Source organism: Anaerohalosphaeraceae bacterium (assembly GCA_037479115.1).
GTDB lineage: Bacteria > Planctomycetota > Phycisphaerae > Sedimentisphaerales > Anaerohalosphaeraceae > JAHDQI01.
Map to the genome: position 1 here is coordinate 1 of JBBFLK010000015.1, position 18,201 is coordinate 18,201.

Annotated in this window: 19 protein-coding genes; 13 read left to right on the top strand and 6 right to left on the bottom strand. The window is 51.1% G+C overall.

Going from position 1 to position 18,201, the window contains the following annotated elements:
• Positions 1 to 88: 88 nt before the first annotated feature.
• Together WHS88_08285 and WHS88_08290 are read right to left on the bottom strand one after the other, a co-directional pair.
• A complete protein-coding gene (locus WHS88_08285; GenBank protein ID MEJ5260170.1) occupies positions 89 to 685 on the bottom strand; it encodes a hypothetical protein in 597 nt (198 codons plus the stop codon).
• Between the two features lie 15 nt (positions 686 to 700).
• Complete coding sequence (locus WHS88_08290) at positions 701 to 1,651, bottom strand: hypothetical protein (GenBank protein MEJ5260171.1); 951 nt, start codon at positions 1,649 to 1,651, stop codon at positions 701 to 703.
• A gap of 952 nt (positions 1,652 to 2,603) precedes the next feature.
• Between WHS88_08290 and WHS88_08295 the strand changes: the two genes are divergently transcribed.
• The 8 genes from WHS88_08295 to WHS88_08330 all read left to right on the top strand — a co-directional run bounded on the left by WHS88_08295 (position 2,604) and on the right by WHS88_08330 (position 9,503).
• Positions 2,604 to 2,879 carry a hypothetical protein gene (locus WHS88_08295; protein ID MEJ5260172.1) on the top strand — a complete coding sequence of 92 codons (276 nt, stop codon included), beginning with the start codon at positions 2,604 to 2,606 and terminating at the stop codon, positions 2,877 to 2,879.
• A 384-nt stretch (positions 2,880 to 3,263) separates the two neighbouring features.
• Positions 3,264 to 4,403 carry a helix-hairpin-helix domain-containing protein gene (locus WHS88_08300; GenBank protein ID MEJ5260173.1) on the top strand — a complete coding sequence of 380 codons (1,140 nt, stop codon included), beginning with the start codon at positions 3,264 to 3,266 and terminating at the stop codon, positions 4,401 to 4,403.
• Between the two features lie 189 nt (positions 4,404 to 4,592).
• Complete coding sequence (rpsU, locus tag WHS88_08305; GenBank protein ID MEJ5260174.1) at positions 4,593 to 4,787, top strand: 30S ribosomal protein S21; 195 nt, start codon at positions 4,593 to 4,595, stop codon at positions 4,785 to 4,787.
• A gap of 104 nt (positions 4,788 to 4,891) precedes the next feature.
• Positions 4,892 to 6,928: an excinuclease ABC subunit UvrB gene (uvrB, locus tag WHS88_08310; protein MEJ5260175.1), complete on the top strand. Its 2,037-nt coding sequence runs from the start codon at positions 4,892 to 4,894 to the stop codon at positions 6,926 to 6,928.
• An 84-nt stretch (positions 6,929 to 7,012) separates the two neighbouring features.
• The gene (gene nadC / locus WHS88_08315; protein MEJ5260176.1) at positions 7,013 to 7,864 is read left to right on the top strand and encodes a carboxylating nicotinate-nucleotide diphosphorylase; all 852 of its coding nucleotides are present in this window, start codon (positions 7,013 to 7,015) and stop codon (positions 7,862 to 7,864) included.
• The gene (locus tag WHS88_08320) at positions 7,861 to 8,658 is read left to right on the top strand and encodes a biotin--[acetyl-CoA-carboxylase] ligase (GenBank protein MEJ5260177.1); all 798 of its coding nucleotides are present in this window, start codon (positions 7,861 to 7,863) and stop codon (positions 8,656 to 8,658) included. Before nadC ends, WHS88_08320 begins: the two co-directional genes overlap by 4 nt.
• 42 nt (positions 8,659 to 8,700) lie before the next feature.
• Positions 8,701 to 9,186 carry a type II toxin-antitoxin system RelE/ParE family toxin gene (locus WHS88_08325; GenBank protein MEJ5260178.1) on the top strand — a complete coding sequence of 162 codons (486 nt, stop codon included), beginning with the start codon at positions 8,701 to 8,703 and terminating at the stop codon, positions 9,184 to 9,186.
• Positions 9,183 to 9,503, top strand: coding sequence for a helix-turn-helix transcriptional regulator (locus tag WHS88_08330; protein MEJ5260179.1), 321 nt, complete (start codon positions 9,183 to 9,185; stop codon positions 9,501 to 9,503). The genes WHS88_08325 and WHS88_08330 overlap by 4 nt, the downstream gene beginning before the upstream one ends.
• 17 nt (positions 9,504 to 9,520) lie before the next feature.
• Here the strand turns inward: WHS88_08330 and WHS88_08335 are convergent, their stop codons facing one another.
• Genes WHS88_08335 through WHS88_08345 form a run of 3 tightly spaced genes read right to left on the bottom strand, consistent with a single transcriptional unit; the run spans position 9,521 to position 11,740 of the window.
• A complete protein-coding gene (locus tag WHS88_08335) occupies positions 9,521 to 10,126 on the bottom strand; it encodes a hypothetical protein (protein MEJ5260180.1) in 606 nt (201 codons plus the stop codon).
• The gene (locus WHS88_08340) at positions 10,123 to 10,623 is read right to left on the bottom strand and encodes a hypothetical protein (GenBank protein MEJ5260181.1); all 501 of its coding nucleotides are present in this window, start codon (positions 10,621 to 10,623) and stop codon (positions 10,123 to 10,125) included. Before WHS88_08340 ends, WHS88_08335 begins: the two co-directional genes overlap by 4 nt.
• Before the next feature lie 16 nt (positions 10,624 to 10,639).
• A complete protein-coding gene (locus tag WHS88_08345; protein ID MEJ5260182.1) occupies positions 10,640 to 11,740 on the bottom strand; it encodes a YcjF family protein in 1,101 nt (366 codons plus the stop codon).
• Positions 11,741 to 11,863: 123 nt separating this feature from the next.
• Here WHS88_08345 and lipB point away from each other — a divergent pair, with 123 nt between their 5' ends.
• The 5 genes from lipB (at position 11,864) to WHS88_08370 (ending at position 17,240) form a co-directional block, all read left to right on the top strand.
• Complete coding sequence (gene lipB, locus WHS88_08350) at positions 11,864 to 12,523, top strand: lipoyl(octanoyl) transferase LipB (GenBank protein MEJ5260183.1); 660 nt, start codon at positions 11,864 to 11,866, stop codon at positions 12,521 to 12,523.
• Complete coding sequence (gene lipA / locus WHS88_08355; protein MEJ5260184.1) at positions 12,516 to 13,379, top strand: lipoyl synthase; 864 nt, start codon at positions 12,516 to 12,518, stop codon at positions 13,377 to 13,379. Before lipB ends, lipA begins: the two co-directional genes overlap by 8 nt.
• Positions 13,380 to 13,551: 172 nt before the next feature.
• On the top strand, positions 13,552 to 14,952 hold the full coding sequence (locus WHS88_08360; GenBank protein MEJ5260185.1) for a pilus assembly PilX N-terminal domain-containing protein: 1,401 nt from the start codon (positions 13,552 to 13,554) through the stop codon (positions 14,950 to 14,952).
• Between the two features lie 169 nt (positions 14,953 to 15,121).
• Positions 15,122 to 17,014 (top strand): hypothetical protein, encoded by a 1,893-nt coding sequence (locus tag WHS88_08365; GenBank protein MEJ5260186.1) that lies wholly within the window; start codon positions 15,122 to 15,124, stop codon positions 17,012 to 17,014.
• Between the two features lie 34 nt (positions 17,015 to 17,048).
• Positions 17,049 to 17,240, top strand: a complete 192-nt coding sequence (locus WHS88_08370) for a hypothetical protein (protein MEJ5260187.1) — start codon at positions 17,049 to 17,051, stop codon at positions 17,238 to 17,240.
• A 61-nt stretch (positions 17,241 to 17,301) separates the two neighbouring features.
• Here the strand turns inward: WHS88_08370 and WHS88_08375 are convergent, their stop codons facing one another.
• Positions 17,302 to 18,186 (bottom strand): NAD(P)-dependent oxidoreductase, encoded by an 885-nt coding sequence (locus tag WHS88_08375; GenBank protein ID MEJ5260188.1) that lies wholly within the window; start codon positions 18,184 to 18,186, stop codon positions 17,302 to 17,304.
• Positions 18,187 to 18,201 lie beyond the last annotated feature (15 nt).

Here is an 18,201-nt window from a genome sequence, read left to right on the forward strand (position 1 = left end):
TTACCACCGTTCCAGCCGCATCAAACAGCACCGCCGGACTGTACAGGTGGTCATGACCTACACTTGCCAATCGGAACATCCGGCAATTTTATCCATCTCCGCAAAAAGCGCTGTGTATCATCTTTTTCCTCTTTTTGTAAACGATGATCATCAGAATGGCTGCCAATATCAAAACGCTCAAAAACAAAAACAATAATATCACAAGGGTAACAAAAATAGTAACCACGGGAGATTGGCCGACTGCCAGAACAACCCTTGGTTTCTGATTATTCGTTGCATATTTCATCTCTATTGCATACTTGCCCGGCTCCGTGACTTCAAAAGAACCGATGGCAAAAGCCTTTCTGGCATCGATGGTGTACGTAATTCTTTCGGGTTCTAACGGTTTCAATTCTATCGGTTTTTCTTTATCTGAATGGTATATCTGAATATCAAAGTCATTTGATAGCTTTTCGGGCGTCGAATAATGCTGTCCATCGAGGGTGCTGACATATTCGTAAAAAATATAATGCGTTCCGGTTTTCTCGAGAGGAAAAACTCTGCGGCCGGGAAATACGCCTTGTTTGAAATGGGTATCGAGTTTATTTGTAAAATGCAAAAAGAAGACTATATATCCGCTTAAACCGGATACAAATATGATGATTGAGACCAAATACCACAGGCGAGAAGGGGGCTTCGCTTCCACAGAATCTCCGTAGAATTATTGTTGTGAAGATTGATTGTTTACAGGCAGAATACAGCCTGACTTCCCGTATATTCTGGGCAGATCGTATCGTTCCCCTGTTTCTGTATCCCAGACAACCGGCAAAAACTGCACGTCGGGGATAATAAGAAAACGAAGTCTCAAAATTTCCAGTACAGCAAAGACATATCTTCCTGAAGAATCCCAATTCATGCCTAAAATGAAGTGTCTTGTCCTGAATACTTCTTTAAGGGTTTGCTTATCAAGATCATATCGGTATGCAGCTTTGTAATATTTGTCGCCTTGAGCCACGGTTCGGCAAAACGCTATTTCGTTGTCCGATAAACAGGAAACCCAATAGCCGTCCGTAACATAAGTAGAGACGGATGTTTGTACATCTACCATATAAATGCGGCCGCCGACGGAGTAAAAGATGGATTCGTCGGTGTGCGACCAGTCGAGGGAGTCAATGCTCTCAATGTTTAGGAGCCTCTTTTCTTGGTTTTCTTTCAAATAAAAGACACAGATGCATTGTGTACAGCCGTCATCAAGATATCTTTGATAAGCGATCTTTTCACAGTCATGAGATACTTTTTTCGTTCCGAGAACACGGATTGAAAATTCGACGGGCGTGTTTTTTGTTTTATCGGGGAGAGGTTCGGCGCACAGAATATGCTCTTTCCAAAAGTCACTGTAGAAGATGATTTGGTTGCAGATGTCAACATCCTGTGAATGCATGGCAACAATATTATCGGTCTGGGGGATGGATTCCCATTTTCTTGTCAAACAATTGAGTTTGTAAAGCTGGGGGCCCACCCAATATACAGAAAGATCGGCCTCTTGAAGCATACGTATGCTTTTCTGTTCTCTTTTTGCGATTGACATCTGTTTATAGAATTCCATTCCAATTACGGCTGAACAGGCGACCGCCAAAAGGAATCCGAATGCCGATTTCATCTTATAAGCCATAATGAGGGGACCTTACCGTACATATGATTATAGGTCCTGCTGTTCCATAGACGACGGTATATTTTAAACACGTCGGATCACCGGCATGCCACGCAGGTTTCCATTTTGATTTTAGACAACAATAACTTAACGCCCGAGCAGCCCAAGTGTGGCAATTATTGCCAATTGCGGAGTAAGGATTATTTCGAGATGCATACTGAAGACGTGCTGCGCAATCCTTAATCTCATCGCATGATACACAAGAACATTTCTTTCCAGCCCCATTTCCGGCTAACATCCTTCTCTGGGAGGATTTATCGAGGAAGACGTCATATGCTGTTTCATTTGTGCGGTTAGCGTCAGGGGATGTCCACCTTAGATCACAGTGTTTGCTCCCTATAGCGTTAGCACCCTTCTCAATACTATCATCTGCAATAATATCTCCACAATAGACATAAAGATCACATTCATTGGCAGGAGCTACACGTAAAGCAGGTTTAGGTTTAGCAGGAGGAAAAGGAGCCGGAAGCGGATACGGGACGGGCAGGGGTGGGTATGGGCTGATAGGGCTGGGCGGCGGGAGCAATCCAAGGGGATCCAGATATCTGCAAGAATTGTTTTTTGCATATTCATACCTGTTCATTCCGTCGGCGTACTGACTTGTCGGGGCGAAGGGGTTAATCCTTCCGCCGGCCGGGTCAAGACTCAGCGGGTCCGGCTGGAGGAATCGGCCGCTGTCCGGGTCATAATACCTGGCGCGGTAGTACATAATTTCCAAAAATCCTGTTTGGGAAGTTCCCACCCGGTCCAGTTCCCGCCCCGTAAAGGCGTAATAATTGCCCAAAATCTGCCAGGCCGGCCACGGCACCGCCCCCCACGCCGCCGAATAGGGCCTCATTCGACCGTAAGCATCGTATTCATAGCGTCTTACCACCGTTCCAGCCGCATCAAACAGCACCGCCGGACTGTACAGGTGGTCATGGCCGTAGAGATACTCCGTCCCCGTCGGCTGCCGCATCATCAAAACCTCATCGATGTAATTGCCGAATACAAACGTCCGCGAATCGCTTTCTACCCCGCTGCTGCTGACCGAGGTCCGCAGCAGCACCCGCTGGTCATCGTAATAATACCGCTCGGCCGTGTTGTTCGGATTGAGCTTCTCAATCCGCCGCCCGAGTGCATCATTTCTTTAACCGGCAAAAAGCGAAATAGCAGACAAATACCGTCCTTTATTGCCTCGCTTTTATAGCCGTCTCATCCGGCCCATTCTTCCCGCCGGAAAGCCGCTTCATTCATTCCACACCCCGCAGGACACACAGCCGGTGTGTCGGCAGGGCAGCCCAACCGCCGAAGACAGCACGATACCCTCCTTTCCTTTTGGATGGGGGAGAAACGCGGGTGCTGCAAAGGAAGGAAAGAAAAACTCTGCTGCCCGACAGCAGAAACCGCCTGCAACGGTTTTGGCCGCAAGTTGTGTTTGGTTCATTATTTGCCCTTATCTCTGCGAAATCTCATTTTACTATAACCAAAACCACGACAAAATCAAGAAAATTACGGCTTATCCTTGTAGAAAGAGTGCGGATGGGGTATGCTTGTTTACTGAAGGAACAAAAAAATCAGCAGGGATGTCCAGATGCCGGCGGTCATTGCCAAGCCCGATACCGTTGAAAAACTGCGGATTTTGTCCAGTGATGCTCAATATGACCTGGCCTGTGCCTGCGGGACGACGCGCCCCGAAGAGCACCGCAAACGCGGCCTCGACGGACGCTGGATTTATCCGGTGACCCTGCCCAACGGAGGCACCAGCGTCTTATTTAAGACCCTCCTGTCCAATGTTTGTTCAAACGACTGCAAATATTGCCCGCTTCGGAACGACCGGGACCTTCGCCGCTGCACCCTGACTGTTGACGAAACCTGTCGGGTGTTTCTCGAGTATTATCACCAAAAGAAGGTCTTCGGTCTCTTTTTGAGCAGCGGGGTGATCGGCACGCCGGACCGGACGATGGACCTTTTGAACGGGATTGCCGAGACGCTTCGAAAAAAATATCAGTTCCGAGGCTACATCCATTTGAAAATCATCCCAGGTGCCAGTCCTGCCGCCATTGAAAAAGCCCTTTCTTTGGCGACCGCTGTGTCGTTGAATATTGAAACCCCCGGAGCGGAGTATCTTTCCAAACTCTCTTCCCGAAAAGATTTTGTGAAGGACATCGTCGAACCGCTCAAGCTCATCAGCCGACTGACGGCCAAGGGGGCCCGCTATGCCGGGGTCAAGCAGACGACCCAATTTATTGTAGGGGCGGCCGATGAGCCGGATGAAAAGATTGTCCGGTATATGTTCGGTCTGTATAAGCGGCTTCGGCTTCAGCGGGTTTATTTCAGTGCCTATCAGCAGGGGCTGGGGGCTTCGGATTTGCCTGCGGAGCGAACCCTGACAAATCCGGCGGATGTTCTCACTCGGGAGCATCGGCTTTATCAGGCGGATTTTCTGATTCGAAAATACGGATTTGAAGAGTCGGATTTCCACTTTGGGCCGGACGGCCGTCTGCCGCTCGATAAAGACCCAAAAGAATTGTGGGCCACCCGTCATCCGGAATTCTTTCCGGTCAATATCAATCGAGCCTGCCGAGAAGAGCTGCTACGGGTACCCGGATTGGGGCCTATTACGGTAAACCGGATAGTGGAACTCCGTAAATCGGGGAGGATTCAGCGGCTTGAAGACATTGGAAAGCCGACAAAGCTGCTCCAGAAGGCATCCGGCTATATTTGTTTCTAAGTTATTTCATTTCAAATGCTTATAAAACAATCACTGCCGACTTGTCTTTGTTTTTTGGTTTTGCAAAGGAAAAGTTTTTCAAAAATGAACAAAATCCCTTGCAAAAACAAAGGATAAAAATAGAATGTCATTTTTATGAATTTGGGCTGAAGTGAGAACACTTAATTTGAAAGGAAGGTTCGACTTTCTATGATTAAAGTGAAGGCCAGAGCAGGCGAGAGCGTTCAACAGATGGTCAAGCGGTTCAAAAAGATGTGCGAGAAAGAGGGACTGATTCGCGACATCAAGCGAAACAGTTATTATGAGAAGCCCTCGGAACGCAACCGCCGCAAACGCCGCAAATCACAGCGGATGGCTCGTCTGTTCAGCTCAATGAATCTTTAATCGTTTTGACATAATCCGAATTGCCGGCCGGACAAGCGTTCATGAGACTCTTGTCCGGCTTTTTTGCGCCGTGAAACACCGAAAAAACGATATGTTTTGCTGAAATGTCTGTTTTTACGCTGAAAAGTTCGTTTGAGCCCCGAGGGGATCAGCCGCAGGCCATCCAGAAGCTTACCGAAGGAATTCACAACGGTCGGCGGTATCAAACCCTTTTGGGGGTTACCGGCAGCGGCAAGACCTTTACGATGGCCAATGTGATTGAGCGGGTGGGACTGCCGACGCTGGTTATTTCTCACAACAAAACGCTGGCCGCTCAGCTGTATGAGGAATTTCGTGAGCTGTTTCCCGACAACGCTGTAGAATACTTCGTCAGTTATTATGACTATTACCAGCCCGAGGCCTACATTCCGCAGCGTGATATTTACATAGAAAAAGACGCCTCTCGCAATGATGAGTTAGACCGGCTGCGGCTGTCGGCTACCACCAGTCTGATGAGCCGCCGGGATGTTATTATCGTAGCCAGTGTGTCCTGCATTTTCGGGCTGGGCAGTCCGGAGGATTATCAGGCAAGCGTCATCGGCGTGCGGGTGGGGGACACGCTGGACCGCAATGAACTGCTCGGCCGGCTGGCGGATTTGCAGTACAACCGAAACGATTTGGATTTCGCCCGCGGAACGTTTCGGGTGCGCGGCGATGTCGTCGAACTGTGGCCGTCCTATGAATCATACGGCGTCCGCTTTGAGTTTTTCGGAGACGAAGTGGAGGCCATTCGCTACATCCATCCGGTCAGTGCGCAGGTGCTGGCGGATGAGCAGCAGGTCTTTATCTATCCGGCCAAGCATTATGTTCTGCCGGCGGAACGGATTGAAACGGCCTGCCGAAGCATCGAGGAGGAGCTTCAGCAGCGGCTCCTTGAACTTCGCCACGAAGGCAAACTGCTCGAAGCCCAGCGATTGGAGGCCCGGACCCGTTATGATTTGGAGATGATTCGCGAGGTCGGCTACTGCAGCGGCATCGAGAACTATGCTCGGCATATGGCCGGTCTGAAACCCGGAGCCCGACCCTATACACTGCTGGATTATTTCCCGGAAGATTTTCTGCTGTTCATCGATGAATCGCACGTGACCATTCCGCAGCTGCGGGCGATGTATCACGGCGACAGGCACCGCAAGGAAGTGCTGGTGGAGCACGGTTTTCGCCTGCCCAGTGCGCTGGATAACCGTCCGCTGCGGTTTGAGGAGTTTCAGGAACGCTGGAAGTATGTGATTTTTGTCTCTGCCACACCGGCACCGTATGAGCTGCAGCTTTGCGGCGGTCAGGTTGTGGAACAGATTATTCGTCCGACCGGTCTGGTCGACCCGGAGATTTTCGTCCATCCGGCCTCCGACCAGATTCCGCATTTAATCGGCGAAATAGAAAAGCGCATCAAAGCAGGCCAGCGTGTGCTTGTGACCACGCTTACCAAACGGCTGGCGGAGGATTTGTCTGCGTATCTGGCCTCCAAAGGGATTCGCTGCCGATACCTGCACAGTGAAATCCAGACCCTCGAACGGGTGGAGATTCTGCGGGATCTGCGGACGGGCGAATTCGACGTTCTGGTCGGCATCAATCTGCTTCGGGAGGGGCTGGACTTGCCGGAAGTGTCGATGGTGGCGATTCTCGATGCTGATAAAGAGGGGTTCCTGCGGAGCGAAACCTCTCTGATTCAGACCATAGGGCGTACCGCCCGCAATGTCGATGCAACGGTCTGGCTGTATGCTGATACGATTACCCCTTCGATGCAGAAGGCGATTGACGAAACCCGCAGACGGCGTACAATGCAGCTGGAATACAATGCCCGTCACGGCATTACTCCGCAGACCATCCGCAAGGAGATTCAGCGAGGACTGGCTGAACAGCTTCGAGCCCGACAGGCGGCCCGCGAAGCGGTCGGTTTGGAGGACCGAGAGTACGACCGGGTGGAATTGATTGCCCAGCTGGAAAAGGAGATGCTCGAGGCGGCCGAGCAGCTGGAGTTTGAGCGGGCCGCCCGGCTGAGAGACCAGATTCGCCAGCTGAAGGAAATGCCTATTTTTGAGGCGGGAAAGAACCGTGCAGGCGGACGTCGCGGCAGCCCCGCAGGCCGGAAAAAACAAAATTGAAAAAAGACTGCCCGCAGAGAGGACCTGAGGCCTATGCCCAGAAAAAAAGCAGAACAGCCGGCGCGACGAATCCGAAAACCGGACATGAGAAATGTACGGCCCCTGCTCGAGCTGGCGGTCAAAGAGGATTACGGCAAGGGCGATCCGACCAGCATGCTCACCGTCAGCGAAAAAAAGATGGGGCGGGAAAGTCTGGTGACCCGCGAAGAGATTATCGTTTGCGGGATGGATATTGTTCAGGAAGTCCTCCGAATGTATGATCCGCGGCTGACTCTGAAGGTGCTGATACCGGATGGGCATCGGGCCAACGTCGCCGACCGGCTGGGTATTATTGAAGGGCCTCTGCGGGCCATGCACAGTGCCGAGCGTGTTGTCCTGAATTTTCTTCAGCGTCTCTGCGGCATCAGCACGATGACCTGGAAATTCGTATCGGCCATTCGCGGAACTCGCGCCAGGATTTACGATACACGCAAGACCATTCCCGGCTGGCGGGAACTGGAAAAATACGCCGTTCGCTGCGGCGGCGGATACAATCACCGGATGAATCTGGGCGAGATGGTGATGTTCAAGGATAACCATCTGGCTGATTTGGGCGAGCGGTTCGAAGTCAAACTTCGCGAACTGGTCCGCAAGGCCCGCCAGATTCCCACCGTCAAATCCGTCATTGTGGAAGTAGACCATGTCGATGACCAGCTGGACCGCGTGCTGCCGATACCGGGGATTGATATTATTCTGCTGGATAATATGGGCCAGTGGCAGCTCAAACATGCCGTCGAAATGCGAAATAAAATGTGCGGTCGAAGACCGCTGCTGGAGGCCAGCGGCGGCATTACGCTCCACAATGTGCGCAGCATAGCCAGCTGCGGAGTTGACCGAATTGCCGTCGGAGCCATTACGCATTCTGCGGTGGCGGTCGATATCGGCCTGGACCGATGAGTATGCACCAATATGAACTACTGAATGCAGACCGAATCCGGCAGGGGCTCCAGACCGCTCATATCGGACGCCGTCTGCTTGTCTTCGAGGAGGTTTCCAGCACCAATGATATCGTCTGGGATTCTGTCGGAAGCCCCGATGCGGATGGATTGTGTGTTTTTGCTGAACGGCAGACGGCCGGTCGGGGCCGGCGGGGACGCATCTGGCACAGCACGGCAGGGCAGTCCCTCCTGTTTTCCATTTTGCTCAAAGGGGGGCATTTGAGTGCGGATTTGCTGGTTCTGGCCTCTGCCGCCGCCGTTGCTGAAACCCTGTCGGCTCTGTCCGTTCCCTCGGTCCAGATTAAATGGCCCAATGATATTTTGATTGCCGGCAAAAAAGTCTGCGGGATTTTGTGCGAATCCAAAACCGTTCACTCCCGGCTATGGTTTGCAGTCGGCATCGGCATCAATGTCTGTCAGGAGCGTCTTTTCTTTGAGCAGAACGATTTGGGAGATTCCGCCACCAGTCTGGCCCTCGAAACAGCCCGGCCTTTCGAACGGAACGGGTTGGCGGCTTCACTTCTGAATGCCCTGGACCACTGGTTCAGCATCAGCCGCTATGCCCCGCAGCAGGTTATCGAAGTCTGGAAACGCTACAATCGGCAAATCGGCAGTCCGATTCGAATCCTCGAAAATCAGCAGGAATTCTGCGGGACTTGTCTGGACATCGACCCGGCTCAGGGGCTTCTCGTTCAGCTCAATCACGGTCCTGTCCGCTTTTTCCACGCCGCCAACTGTACCGTCATTCCTTGAAAGGGAAAATGGAATTTAAAGTGAATAGAAGACAAAAAAGAGGTGGTTCTGGGGGTATGGTACAATGATAAAAGCTTCAGTTTTTTTCTTGAACTATTATCGCAAATATGCGATATTATAGAGGAAGGAATCCGGAAAGGGAATAGGATGCCCCGAACTGAAATAATTCTTTTCAAGGATGATGATGGCTCTGTTCCGTTGATTGAGTGGCTTGAAGAGCAAAGTGAAAAAGTCCGGATTAAATGCCTGGCAAGAATCGAGGAACTTCAGGAACGAGGATATGAGTTGCGCAGACCGACGGCAGATTTTTTGGAGCGGGGCATCTATGAATTGCGGGTGAAGGTCGGAACCGTTCACTATCGCATTTTTTATGCTTTCTGCGGTCGAAATGTCGTGCTTTTATCCCACGGCTGTACAAAAGAGAAGTTTGTTCCTCAAAAAGAAATTGACCGGGCTATAGAAAACCTGAACAAATATCGGCGTAATCCGATTGCTCATTCGGCAAATAACAGGGATATTAAGATATGAAGAGAGAGAAATCTAAAAATGGTCTTGCCCTTTTGCATGAAAAGTTTATCAAGGGCGATAAAAGACGTCTCGCGGAGCTTGAAGCCGAACGAGAAAAGATAAAAATTGCTGAACAAGTCTATGCACTGCGTCAACAAATGGGCTTGACCCAAAAGCAGCTGGCCGATTTGATTGGGACAACTCAGTCTGTCATCAGCCGGCTCGAAAGTGCGGATTACGAAAATGAACGGCTCAAAACACTCCAAAAGCTTGCCGCCGCTCTGCAGTGCAAATTGGAGGTCAGATTCGTCCCCCAATCACAAAAAGTTTGCACATGATTCATCTGTACGCTTTTTTATTTCATTAAGTTGTGGCTGTTATATAAAAAATCGTAAATTTTACAGTCTACAAAATCGTTTTTCGGAAAGAAGTCACCCCCAAAAAGGCTGAAGACAGCTCCCCGATATTTGTAGGTGTATTTTGATCGCAGGTCAGCTATTCTTTGTTTTGGAAGCCCGAAGAATGTACCATATGCACTTATCTCTATATCTATTTCTTTTATAGGCATAATTCGTTCTATATTTGTTGGATCAAATCCGAATCCCAGAAAGAGTAACGTATTATTTTGTTGATAGATTATTTCCTGGGCTTTTTTAATATTTTCAGATATCTTATCATTGGGGGTATCCCATAACAGCTGAATTCCATCGGCTGCGTTTCTTAAGTTGATGCCCCAGCGGTTTTTCTCTTCACGAAATGAGTCGTATGGTACAGCTTTTTCTTTTCCGGCCTCATCATCTGTGGATACTAATTCAGGGAGCTCCCCCAGTTGGCCGTAAACATGCACAATCCTGAGGTTGCTGAATATTCTTGCCGCTTCCTGCGCTGGAACTTTGTATTTGGCTGCAAGTGCGCACAAAAAGTAATATTCAAAGGAGCGGTCGTAGTTAAAGGTAATCACGGTGATATTGTTTTTGGAGAAATCGTCAATTTTTTGCAGTCTCGGCACATCTGATTAAACAAGAACTGGTACCAGTGCCCATCCTCCGGTTTAATTCTCCATGTCCTGTTATCTCTGTGTTTTTGGCTTTTGATACCATGGTAGAACAGCCATTCTTCAAATAAACAGTTTTTAGACTCCTTTTCCAGTAATATCCATGCAATAGCCAGTCGCCCTATAGTTTGAAACTCTTTTGGACTTATCTCTAAAAAATAATCAATTGTTTCATCAGGAGAGATGCTCAAGCTGCTTCGAAAGTCCTGAACAATTTTTTCAAGCTCAGATTGAGAAGAACGGCCGAGGTAACGGCCGGCTGCTTCATAAAAAAAGGGGTGCTGTCGCAGGAAAGACGGTTGAAGCCGCCTCCAAATCAGAGCCTTTAAGGTAGCCCCGGATGGAAAGCCGTATGCCATGCTGGCACCGGCTCCCAGGATGAAAGTGATTTTATTTTGAATCACAAAGTTTCCTCCTGTTTCATTCCTTTCGAAACGGCTTTGTAATCCAATCCCCCAGGGATTTGCCCGCCCCGACGGCCAAATCCACCGGTGTGCGAATCCACTCGGCAATCTGCCGGCCGGCTTCATCCAAAGCACCGGCGACTGTGTCTTTTGCGGCGGCGAATGCACGGTCCGATTTGTGCACAAGCAGCCCCCAGACATCTTTGAAAAATACATCGCGGACATCGGCGTAGAAATCAGTCAGGCGTGAGAGCATCGATTCCCGGGCCTTTTGCGGATTCCAGCCCGTAAACGCGCGGCACCGCTGCATCGCCGCATGGCCGGTTACCGTGGTCAGAAACCCTGCCCCGATGCCCTGAGCAATGTCGTCCAGAAATCGCCCGATGCCCGGGATTTTGCTGCCGAGCGATTCAATCAGATTGCGTCCCAGATGAATATAATTGACGGTCGCCACGATGGTGAAGATATCGTAAAAGATGGCTGCCTGCTCCCGCAGGGCCGGCCGGCTGTTGTACATCTTCACCACATCCAGCACCATCCGAATATTGCGATAAATCACCACCGCCAAATCAATCGATTTATACGGGCTGAGGGTCACAAACACCATCACATCCCGCATGCTGTCGCGAACGTGTTTGTTGGCCTTTTCATCAATTTCCTTGAGCAGGGGTCGAATGACGGATTCCTCAGTCTGCCCAATCAAGCACAGCAGTTCATCTCGGCTGCGGCTGTTGGATAGGACTTCCCGCAGCGAATCGGAGACTCTCTTCGCTTCTCGGCGCTGGTCTTCGGACAAGTTGGGATTGCCGCTTAACCGTTCCAGATAACGGCTCAGGTACCGAATATATTTTCGGAGGCAGCGGATGTCCGCCGACGAAAAATCCTCAATTGTCGGCGGGGTAAGCACACGAGGGCGGCTTGCGACTGTTTTCCAGTAATACATCCCCGCCCATATCAGACCGGCTGCGACGGCCAAAAGGAACAAATATCCTGCAATCGGATGCATCATCCGCAGGGCCTGATAGGCCTGCAGAAACTCCATCAGGGCAATAAACGACAGAAGCACTCCGAATAGAATGATGAACAGTCGAATCAGCTTCCAGGCGGTTTTGAGCATTTTGGGCCCTTTCTGCCGAATAGAATTGTGTTCTAAAAGAATTATACCGGAAAAAGACCTACAATGTCAAAAGAAAGCGGTTTCGATTGCCCATTTTCCTCCTTTTTGATAATATAAGAACCTGTGCAAGATGGACTGATTATCCGGGATTTGGGCCTGACGCGGTATGCGGATTGTCTGGCATATCAGGAGCAGCTTTGCGCTCAGCGGCAGACCGGTGCAATTGCGGATACGGTATTGCTGACCGAGCATGAACCGGTGATTACACTCGGGGTGCGAATGGCGGATAACAAGATTCTGGCAATGCCGGATGAACTGCGTCGGCAGGGGATAGAAATCTGCCGTGTCGGAAGGGGCGGGGCGGCAACCGCCCACAATCCGGGACAGATTGTTATGTATCCGATTCTTAAATTAAGTCGGCTTCGGATGGGCTTGAGTGATTATGTCCATATTCTCGGGCAGATCGGCCTCGAGATGCTCCGGTGCTTCAGCATTCAGGCCGAATGGCGAAAACAAACACCGGGATTATGGACGGCAGGACGGAAAATCGGTTCGGTGGGGGTCCAGGTCCGCAGGTGGGTTACTCTTCACGGAATCGCTATCAATATTTGCAATGATTTATCCATTTTTGATGCGATTGTTCCCTGCGGTTTGGAAGGTGTCCAGATGACTTCTGTACAGAAAGAACTCGGAACGGCCCCTTCGATGCAGGACGTCAAGGCCTGCCTGGCGGAGCTTTGCAGGCATTATTTAACAGGTGTGGAGGGCCGTACCGATGAGTGAATCGAGGGGGCGTTTTCCGGCCTGGCTGAGGCGGCGTGTCGGCGGGGGGGGCGTGTTCACCCATACACAAAAGACCCTTGAGCGGCTGGGCCTTGAGACAATATGTACCAATGCCAATTGTCCCAATCGGGGTGATTGCTGGAGCCGCGGTACGGCAACCGTCTTAATCTTGGGGAACATTTGTACTCGGAATTGCGGTTTTTGTTCTGTTGGGCACGGAAAACCCTTGCCGCCGGACCCGACTGAACCTGTAAGGGTCTCAGATTTGGCACGCCAGCTTCACTTAAAGTACCTGGTTATTACAAGCGTTGATCGAGATGACCTGGCGGACGGCGGGGCGGCCCATTTTCGCGACGTGATTCTGTTTTGTCGGCAGGAGAATCCGGAGATACAATTTGAGCTGCTCGTGCCGGACTTTCGCGGTTGTCAGGATGAGGCCCTGGAAATTTTATCGGACGCAAGGCCCTTTGTTTTCGGGCACAATCTGGAGACGGTGCCTCGGCTTTATCCGACGGCTCGTCCCGGCGGGGATTACCTGCGTTCGCTGACTCTCCTGAAAAAGGCCAAAGACCGCTGGCCGGAAATCCCCACAAAATCTTCTATCATGCTTGGATTGGGCGAAACCGAACAGGAGGTCTTTCAGGTCTTGCACGATTTGCGCACCGTCGGCTGCAATCGACTGGCATTGGGACAGTATCTCAAGCCCGATAAAAACTGCCTGGATGTGGTCGAATTCATCCCTCCCGAAAAGTTTGACTGGTGGGCCGACCAGGCCCGCCGGATGGGCTTCGACTGGGTTCAGTCGTCTCCTTTTACCCGCAGTTCCTACCACGCGGAATCCTCTTTTCCTTTCTGACTTTTTTGCATTGACTTGGCAGATTTCATCGGAATGTTCGATGTGATTTTTCCACCGCATTCGTCATGGATAAGGTATATATTTAATAGAGGGGCGACAGAGCATCTTCTTTGTTGTTGAGATCTGCCAAGCGAGGGTTAAACGGAACCTTCATTTGTCTGGGAGATCGGCCGTGAACGCCAAAGTAAGCCGTCTTGAGCGCCGGGGGATTGCTCTTCTGGCTGCATTGATTTTTATTGTTCTATTCTCTGCTTTTTCCATCGGAGTCTTGTCGCTTTCGACGGCCAATGTTCAGGCAGCGTCCAATCACCATAAGTCCAATCTGGCACGTTCTTCTGCGGAATCCGGACTGGAATATGTTCGGTATTGGATTAGCGGAGTGCGTCTGCCCGGAACCATCGCTGCGGAGCAGCGGTTTGCTTATTTCGTTGATGAACTCGAATCGATTCTGCAGGATTACGACATTCCCTACGAAAATCTGGTGGAAGACGGGTTGTTTCGAATTGGTACGGCGGAAAGCCCCATTCTCCTTCAAGCCGGCCCTGAGCGTTCTTTTTATGCAGAGATAAGCCCCTTTGGAACAGAACGGATTCGAGTCTGGATAACCGGGCGGGCGGGAGAGTTCGAGCGAACCATTCGGGCGGATTTTGCGTACGGTACCCGACGTCATTCCGTTTTTGATTTTGGTGTGGCTACAAAAGGACCTCTCGGCCTTTGGGGCAATATTCAGATTGAAGGGGTGAACATTTCTGTTGAATCGGATGTGTATATTGAAAGTGAAAGCCAGAATAACGCCTTGACCGTCGTCGGCAATTCTCAAATTGCCGGGGATGTCAAAATCGTAAACCCCAATGCGGTTGTGACGCTTCAGGGAGGAAAAGCCGGCATCGGCGGTAAAACGGGACAGGCTGCTATCGAGCATCATGTGCAGATCGGCGTACCTGCAACGGAGTTTCCTTACCCCAATACCGACTATTTTGAACAGTATGTGGACGGAATTACAATTACCAGTGCCAACAAAAGCAGCTACAGCAGCAATACGACGCTCGAAAACGTCCGAATTGCTGCCAATACCAATCCCACCTTTTCAGGGAATGTGACATTAAAAGGAGTGGTTTTTATCGAGTATCCTAATCAGGTGGTTTTCACAGGAAATACGGAGGTGATTGGGATTATCATCGGCGACGGCGACCTGAATGATCACTCCGGAACCAGCAAAATTGAATTTCGAGGCAATGTCAGCAGCCGTTCCGTTTCTGAGCTTCCTGCGGAACAATTTGGAAATTTAACCCGGGAAACCGGGACTTTCCTGATGGCCCCCGGCTTTGCGGTTTCGTTTGGAGGTTCTTTTGATACACTGAACGGCTGCATTGCCGCCAACGGCGTTACTTTTTACGGCAATGCCGGGGGGGTTATCGGCGGTTCTGTTATTAACTATTCTCCCACCCTGATGACCCTGACAGGGAACGCAGACCTCTATTTTAACCGGACGGGAATTACTTCTCTGCCTGCCGGTTTCTTCCCTGAAATCGTCATTCATTACGTACCTTCTTCTTATTGGGAAATCCCCTGAACCATTCGGGATTCCTTTCCGGCCGATTGGATTATCGGTCTTTCCTGCCTCTGAGCGAAAAGCAGCGAATCCGGCTTTCTCCCCGTCTGTACAGATTTATTATTTATATTTTATAAGGGTTAGAAAACTTTCAAAGAACGATTCCCCCGTCCAATGAAGGGGTGTTCTTATGTACCAAAACAGGAAAATCCGAGCATCAAAGCATCGCGGGATTGCCGTCCTGGCGGCGCTGATTTTTATCGTCCTCTTTACGACGTTCTCGGTGGGAGTTTTGTCAATGGCTTCGGCCAACCTGCAGGTGTCCGGCAACCATCAAAAAGCCAATATGGCTCTCAATGCGGCTCTGTCCGGATTGGAATACGCCAAATGGATTGCGGCCAATACACCTACCGGTTCTCCTACTCATATTAATACGGTCACGGATGAGCAGGCCGATACCGTCTGGGCGAATTTGTGCAGCCGCGTCGGCGGAGCGGTGGTGGATGTGGAGGGAAACGGAAAACAGGTCGCTACCGGCTGGATTCAGTATCTGGACGGCTCCTCGTTTCAGGTCCTGTTCACCCGCTACCCTGACAATCCTGCCACCTCAGATGTTCGGGAGAACATGTATGTGCATGTCGAATGTCGGGGACAGCACAAAGGGCTGAACCGGAAGGTGAAAATGCAGATGAACATCACCAAAGATGCCCAGGTTCTCAATTATGCCATTGCCGGACGCGGCCGAATGTGGCTGGCGGGCAATACCACGGTGTACGGCGATATCTACAGCTCCTGGAACAATGCCAACATCTCTCCTTTTAACATGACGGATGATTCCATCGTAACAGGCTCGCTGAATACGGTTCTGTCCTGGCAGTCCATGCTGAATAAAAGTTATCAGATGCAGACTTTCTTATATGACGCCAACGGACGCCTGATGCTCAGTGACGGCAAAACTCTTCAGCGAAGCAGCGGATATCTGTATGACAGCAGCGGCCGGGTGATTACCAACAGCAGCGGAGCCCCTCTGAATATTCTGTCGCTGAAATTCAAGATTGAAAACGGTCTGAATGTTGCCACGGACAACAGCGGCAATCCCATTGTCGGCTATGTGAACGGACAGCCCATCGGTCCTGTTGTGTACGGCAATCCTATGGAAGCCTTTGACGCGGAGGGCAATCGAATCTACAGCAGTATTGATGAGCTTAAGGGAACCTACGAGACCGTCAATTACAGCCGGCCCGACCAGACCAACATTCCCGGTCTAAAAATCGGCGATTACAACACAAGCGCCTATCGAAACGCCATTCCTTCCACAGTCGTTTCCGCCGCCGGCTCCGTTATTCAGAACGGGGTTTTATCCACCAGCGGGGTGTCTACGCGTACCGAGTTTTTCCCCCATGCAGCCGGCAGCTATACAACGCGGGCCAGCAGCAGCAGTCTGCAGCTGACCCGGTATGTCTATGAGAACAAAATCATTCGAAATGTGCGCGTCAACGGCGGGACGAACGCCCTGTTCCGAAACTGCACGTTCGAAGGGGTTCTTTACATCGACTGCAGCACCAGCGGGCCCACCTCCACGGTCAGCACCTACAACAATATCCGCTTTGAAAACTGCATTTTCAAAGGGACCATTGTAACCAATGTTCCTGTCAGCTTAAACAGCGGCTGGTGGCAGAGAAACTGCCTGTATTTTACAGGCACCGCTACGTTTAACAACACTACAGGACCTAAAGAAGCCACCATTTTGGCACCTCACTTTAACGTCAACCTCGGAAACACCAATCCCAACCGCAATGAAAACAATGTTCTGACCGGTGCTATCGTAGGCGGGATTGTGGACGTTCGAGGCAATGCACAGATTTACGGGACGATTATTTCGATGGCCGACACCAGCGCCTATACCTCCGGATATGTAACCAATATCGGTGCAACCCTTGAAGACGGCGGCTCCGAGACCGTGGAGCTCGGCGATATCGGTGTGATTGAAATTACGCCTCAGGAAGACCAGATGCTGCCCAGCGGCATTACAACCCCCATTATCCTGAAGCCTCTGAAAAATACGTATGAGGAAGCTGTTTAACGAAGAGCAAAAACCTTTTCGAAAGGGGATCTCTATGAAAACGTTTGCTTATCTGATGCTGATTCTGACGGCCCTGACGTTTGTCCTGACGCTCAGCCCTCAGGCGGCGGCGGATGACGATGACGGCGGGACCGTCGGCGGAAGTGAATTGTTCCGTTCCGCTCCTTTTGTGCTTTTTACAGCCGAAGAGGATGACGGCGGAACCGTCGGTGACAGCTGCGAGTAAAGAAACCGCTGACGTGTCTTTTTCAGCAAGAAAGCCGCTCGGGCTTCTCCGGCGGCTTTTTTTATTGTCCCATCTGTTCAATCACTTCAAACAGGGCTTGCGTACCGTCTCCCCCGCGTCCGCGAGCCGACAGGATGCTCAGCAGCTCCCGGGCCAGGGCCGTCGCCGGCAGGGGCTGGCCGATGCGCTGGGCATAGTCCAGAATCAGATTTAAATCCTTGATTTGCAAATCGACCTTAAAAGCAGGTTTCCAGTCGCCTGCCAGAATCTTCGGTCCCAGATGCTTGAGGGAGTGGCTGTAGGCCGCTCCGGCCAGGAGGGCCGACAGAGTTGTTTGCAGGTTCAGACCGGCCTTTTTGGCAAACGCCAGCCCCTCTGCAATGCTTACGACGGTGTGGATGACCATAATCTGATTGGCCAGTTTGGTCATCTGGCCGCATCCGGCCGGGCCGCAGTATGTGATGGTGCGGCCGAGCATTTCGAGGACCGGACGCACCGTTTCGATGTGTTCCTGCGGTCCTCCGAGCATAATTGACAGTTTGCCTTCGACAGCGCCGATTTGCCCTCCGCTGACGGGTGCATCAAAGAAAATCACGCCTCTTTGCTCCAGTTGTGCGGCGATTTTCCGAGTTGCATCCGGACAAATCGTCGAGGTGTCGATGCAGACAAGTCCGGCACGAGCGGTCTGACAGACCCCGTCCGGCCCCAGCAGGACCTGTCGGACATCCGGCGTATTCGGCAGGCATGTTATAACAAAGTCCGCCTTTTCCGCCGCCTCGGCGGGCGTGTCGGCCCAGAGAGCCCCTTGTTCCAGAAGCGGCTGGGCGCGCGATTTTGTCCGGTTATGGACGACCACGCGGCAGCCGCCTTTGAGCAGATTTGCCGCCATCGGGGCTCCCATAATCCCCGTGCCGATAAAGCCGATGGTTTTCGGCTGTTCAGGCAAGGCGATGTCCTCCCG

Coding starts and splice junctions, on each gene's coding strand:
- WHS88_08290 (MEJ5260171.1), bottom strand. CDS start 1,651: ATGGCTTATAAGATGAAATCGGCATTCGGATTCCTTTTGGCGGTCGCC.
- WHS88_08300 (MEJ5260173.1), top strand. CDS start 3,264: ATGCCGGCGGTCATTGCCAAGCCCGATACCGTTGAAAAACTGCGGATT.
- rpsU (MEJ5260174.1), top strand. CDS start 4,593: ATGATTAAAGTGAAGGCCAGAGCAGGCGAGAGCGTTCAACAGATGGTC.
- uvrB (MEJ5260175.1), top strand. CDS start 4,892: ATGTCTGTTTTTACGCTGAAAAGTTCGTTTGAGCCCCGAGGGGATCAG.
- nadC (MEJ5260176.1), top strand. CDS start 7,013: ATGAGAAATGTACGGCCCCTGCTCGAGCTGGCGGTCAAAGAGGATTAC.
- WHS88_08320 (MEJ5260177.1), top strand. CDS start 7,861: ATGAGTATGCACCAATATGAACTACTGAATGCAGACCGAATCCGGCAG.
- WHS88_08330 (MEJ5260179.1), top strand. CDS start 9,183: ATGAAGAGAGAGAAATCTAAAAATGGTCTTGCCCTTTTGCATGAAAAG.
- WHS88_08345 (MEJ5260182.1), bottom strand. CDS start 11,740: ATGCTCAAAACCGCCTGGAAGCTGATTCGACTGTTCATCATTCTATTC.
- lipA (MEJ5260184.1), top strand. CDS start 12,516: ATGAGTGAATCGAGGGGGCGTTTTCCGGCCTGGCTGAGGCGGCGTGTC.
- WHS88_08365 (MEJ5260186.1), top strand. CDS start 15,122: ATGTACCAAAACAGGAAAATCCGAGCATCAAAGCATCGCGGGATTGCC.
- WHS88_08370 (MEJ5260187.1), top strand. CDS start 17,049: ATGAAAACGTTTGCTTATCTGATGCTGATTCTGACGGCCCTGACGTTT.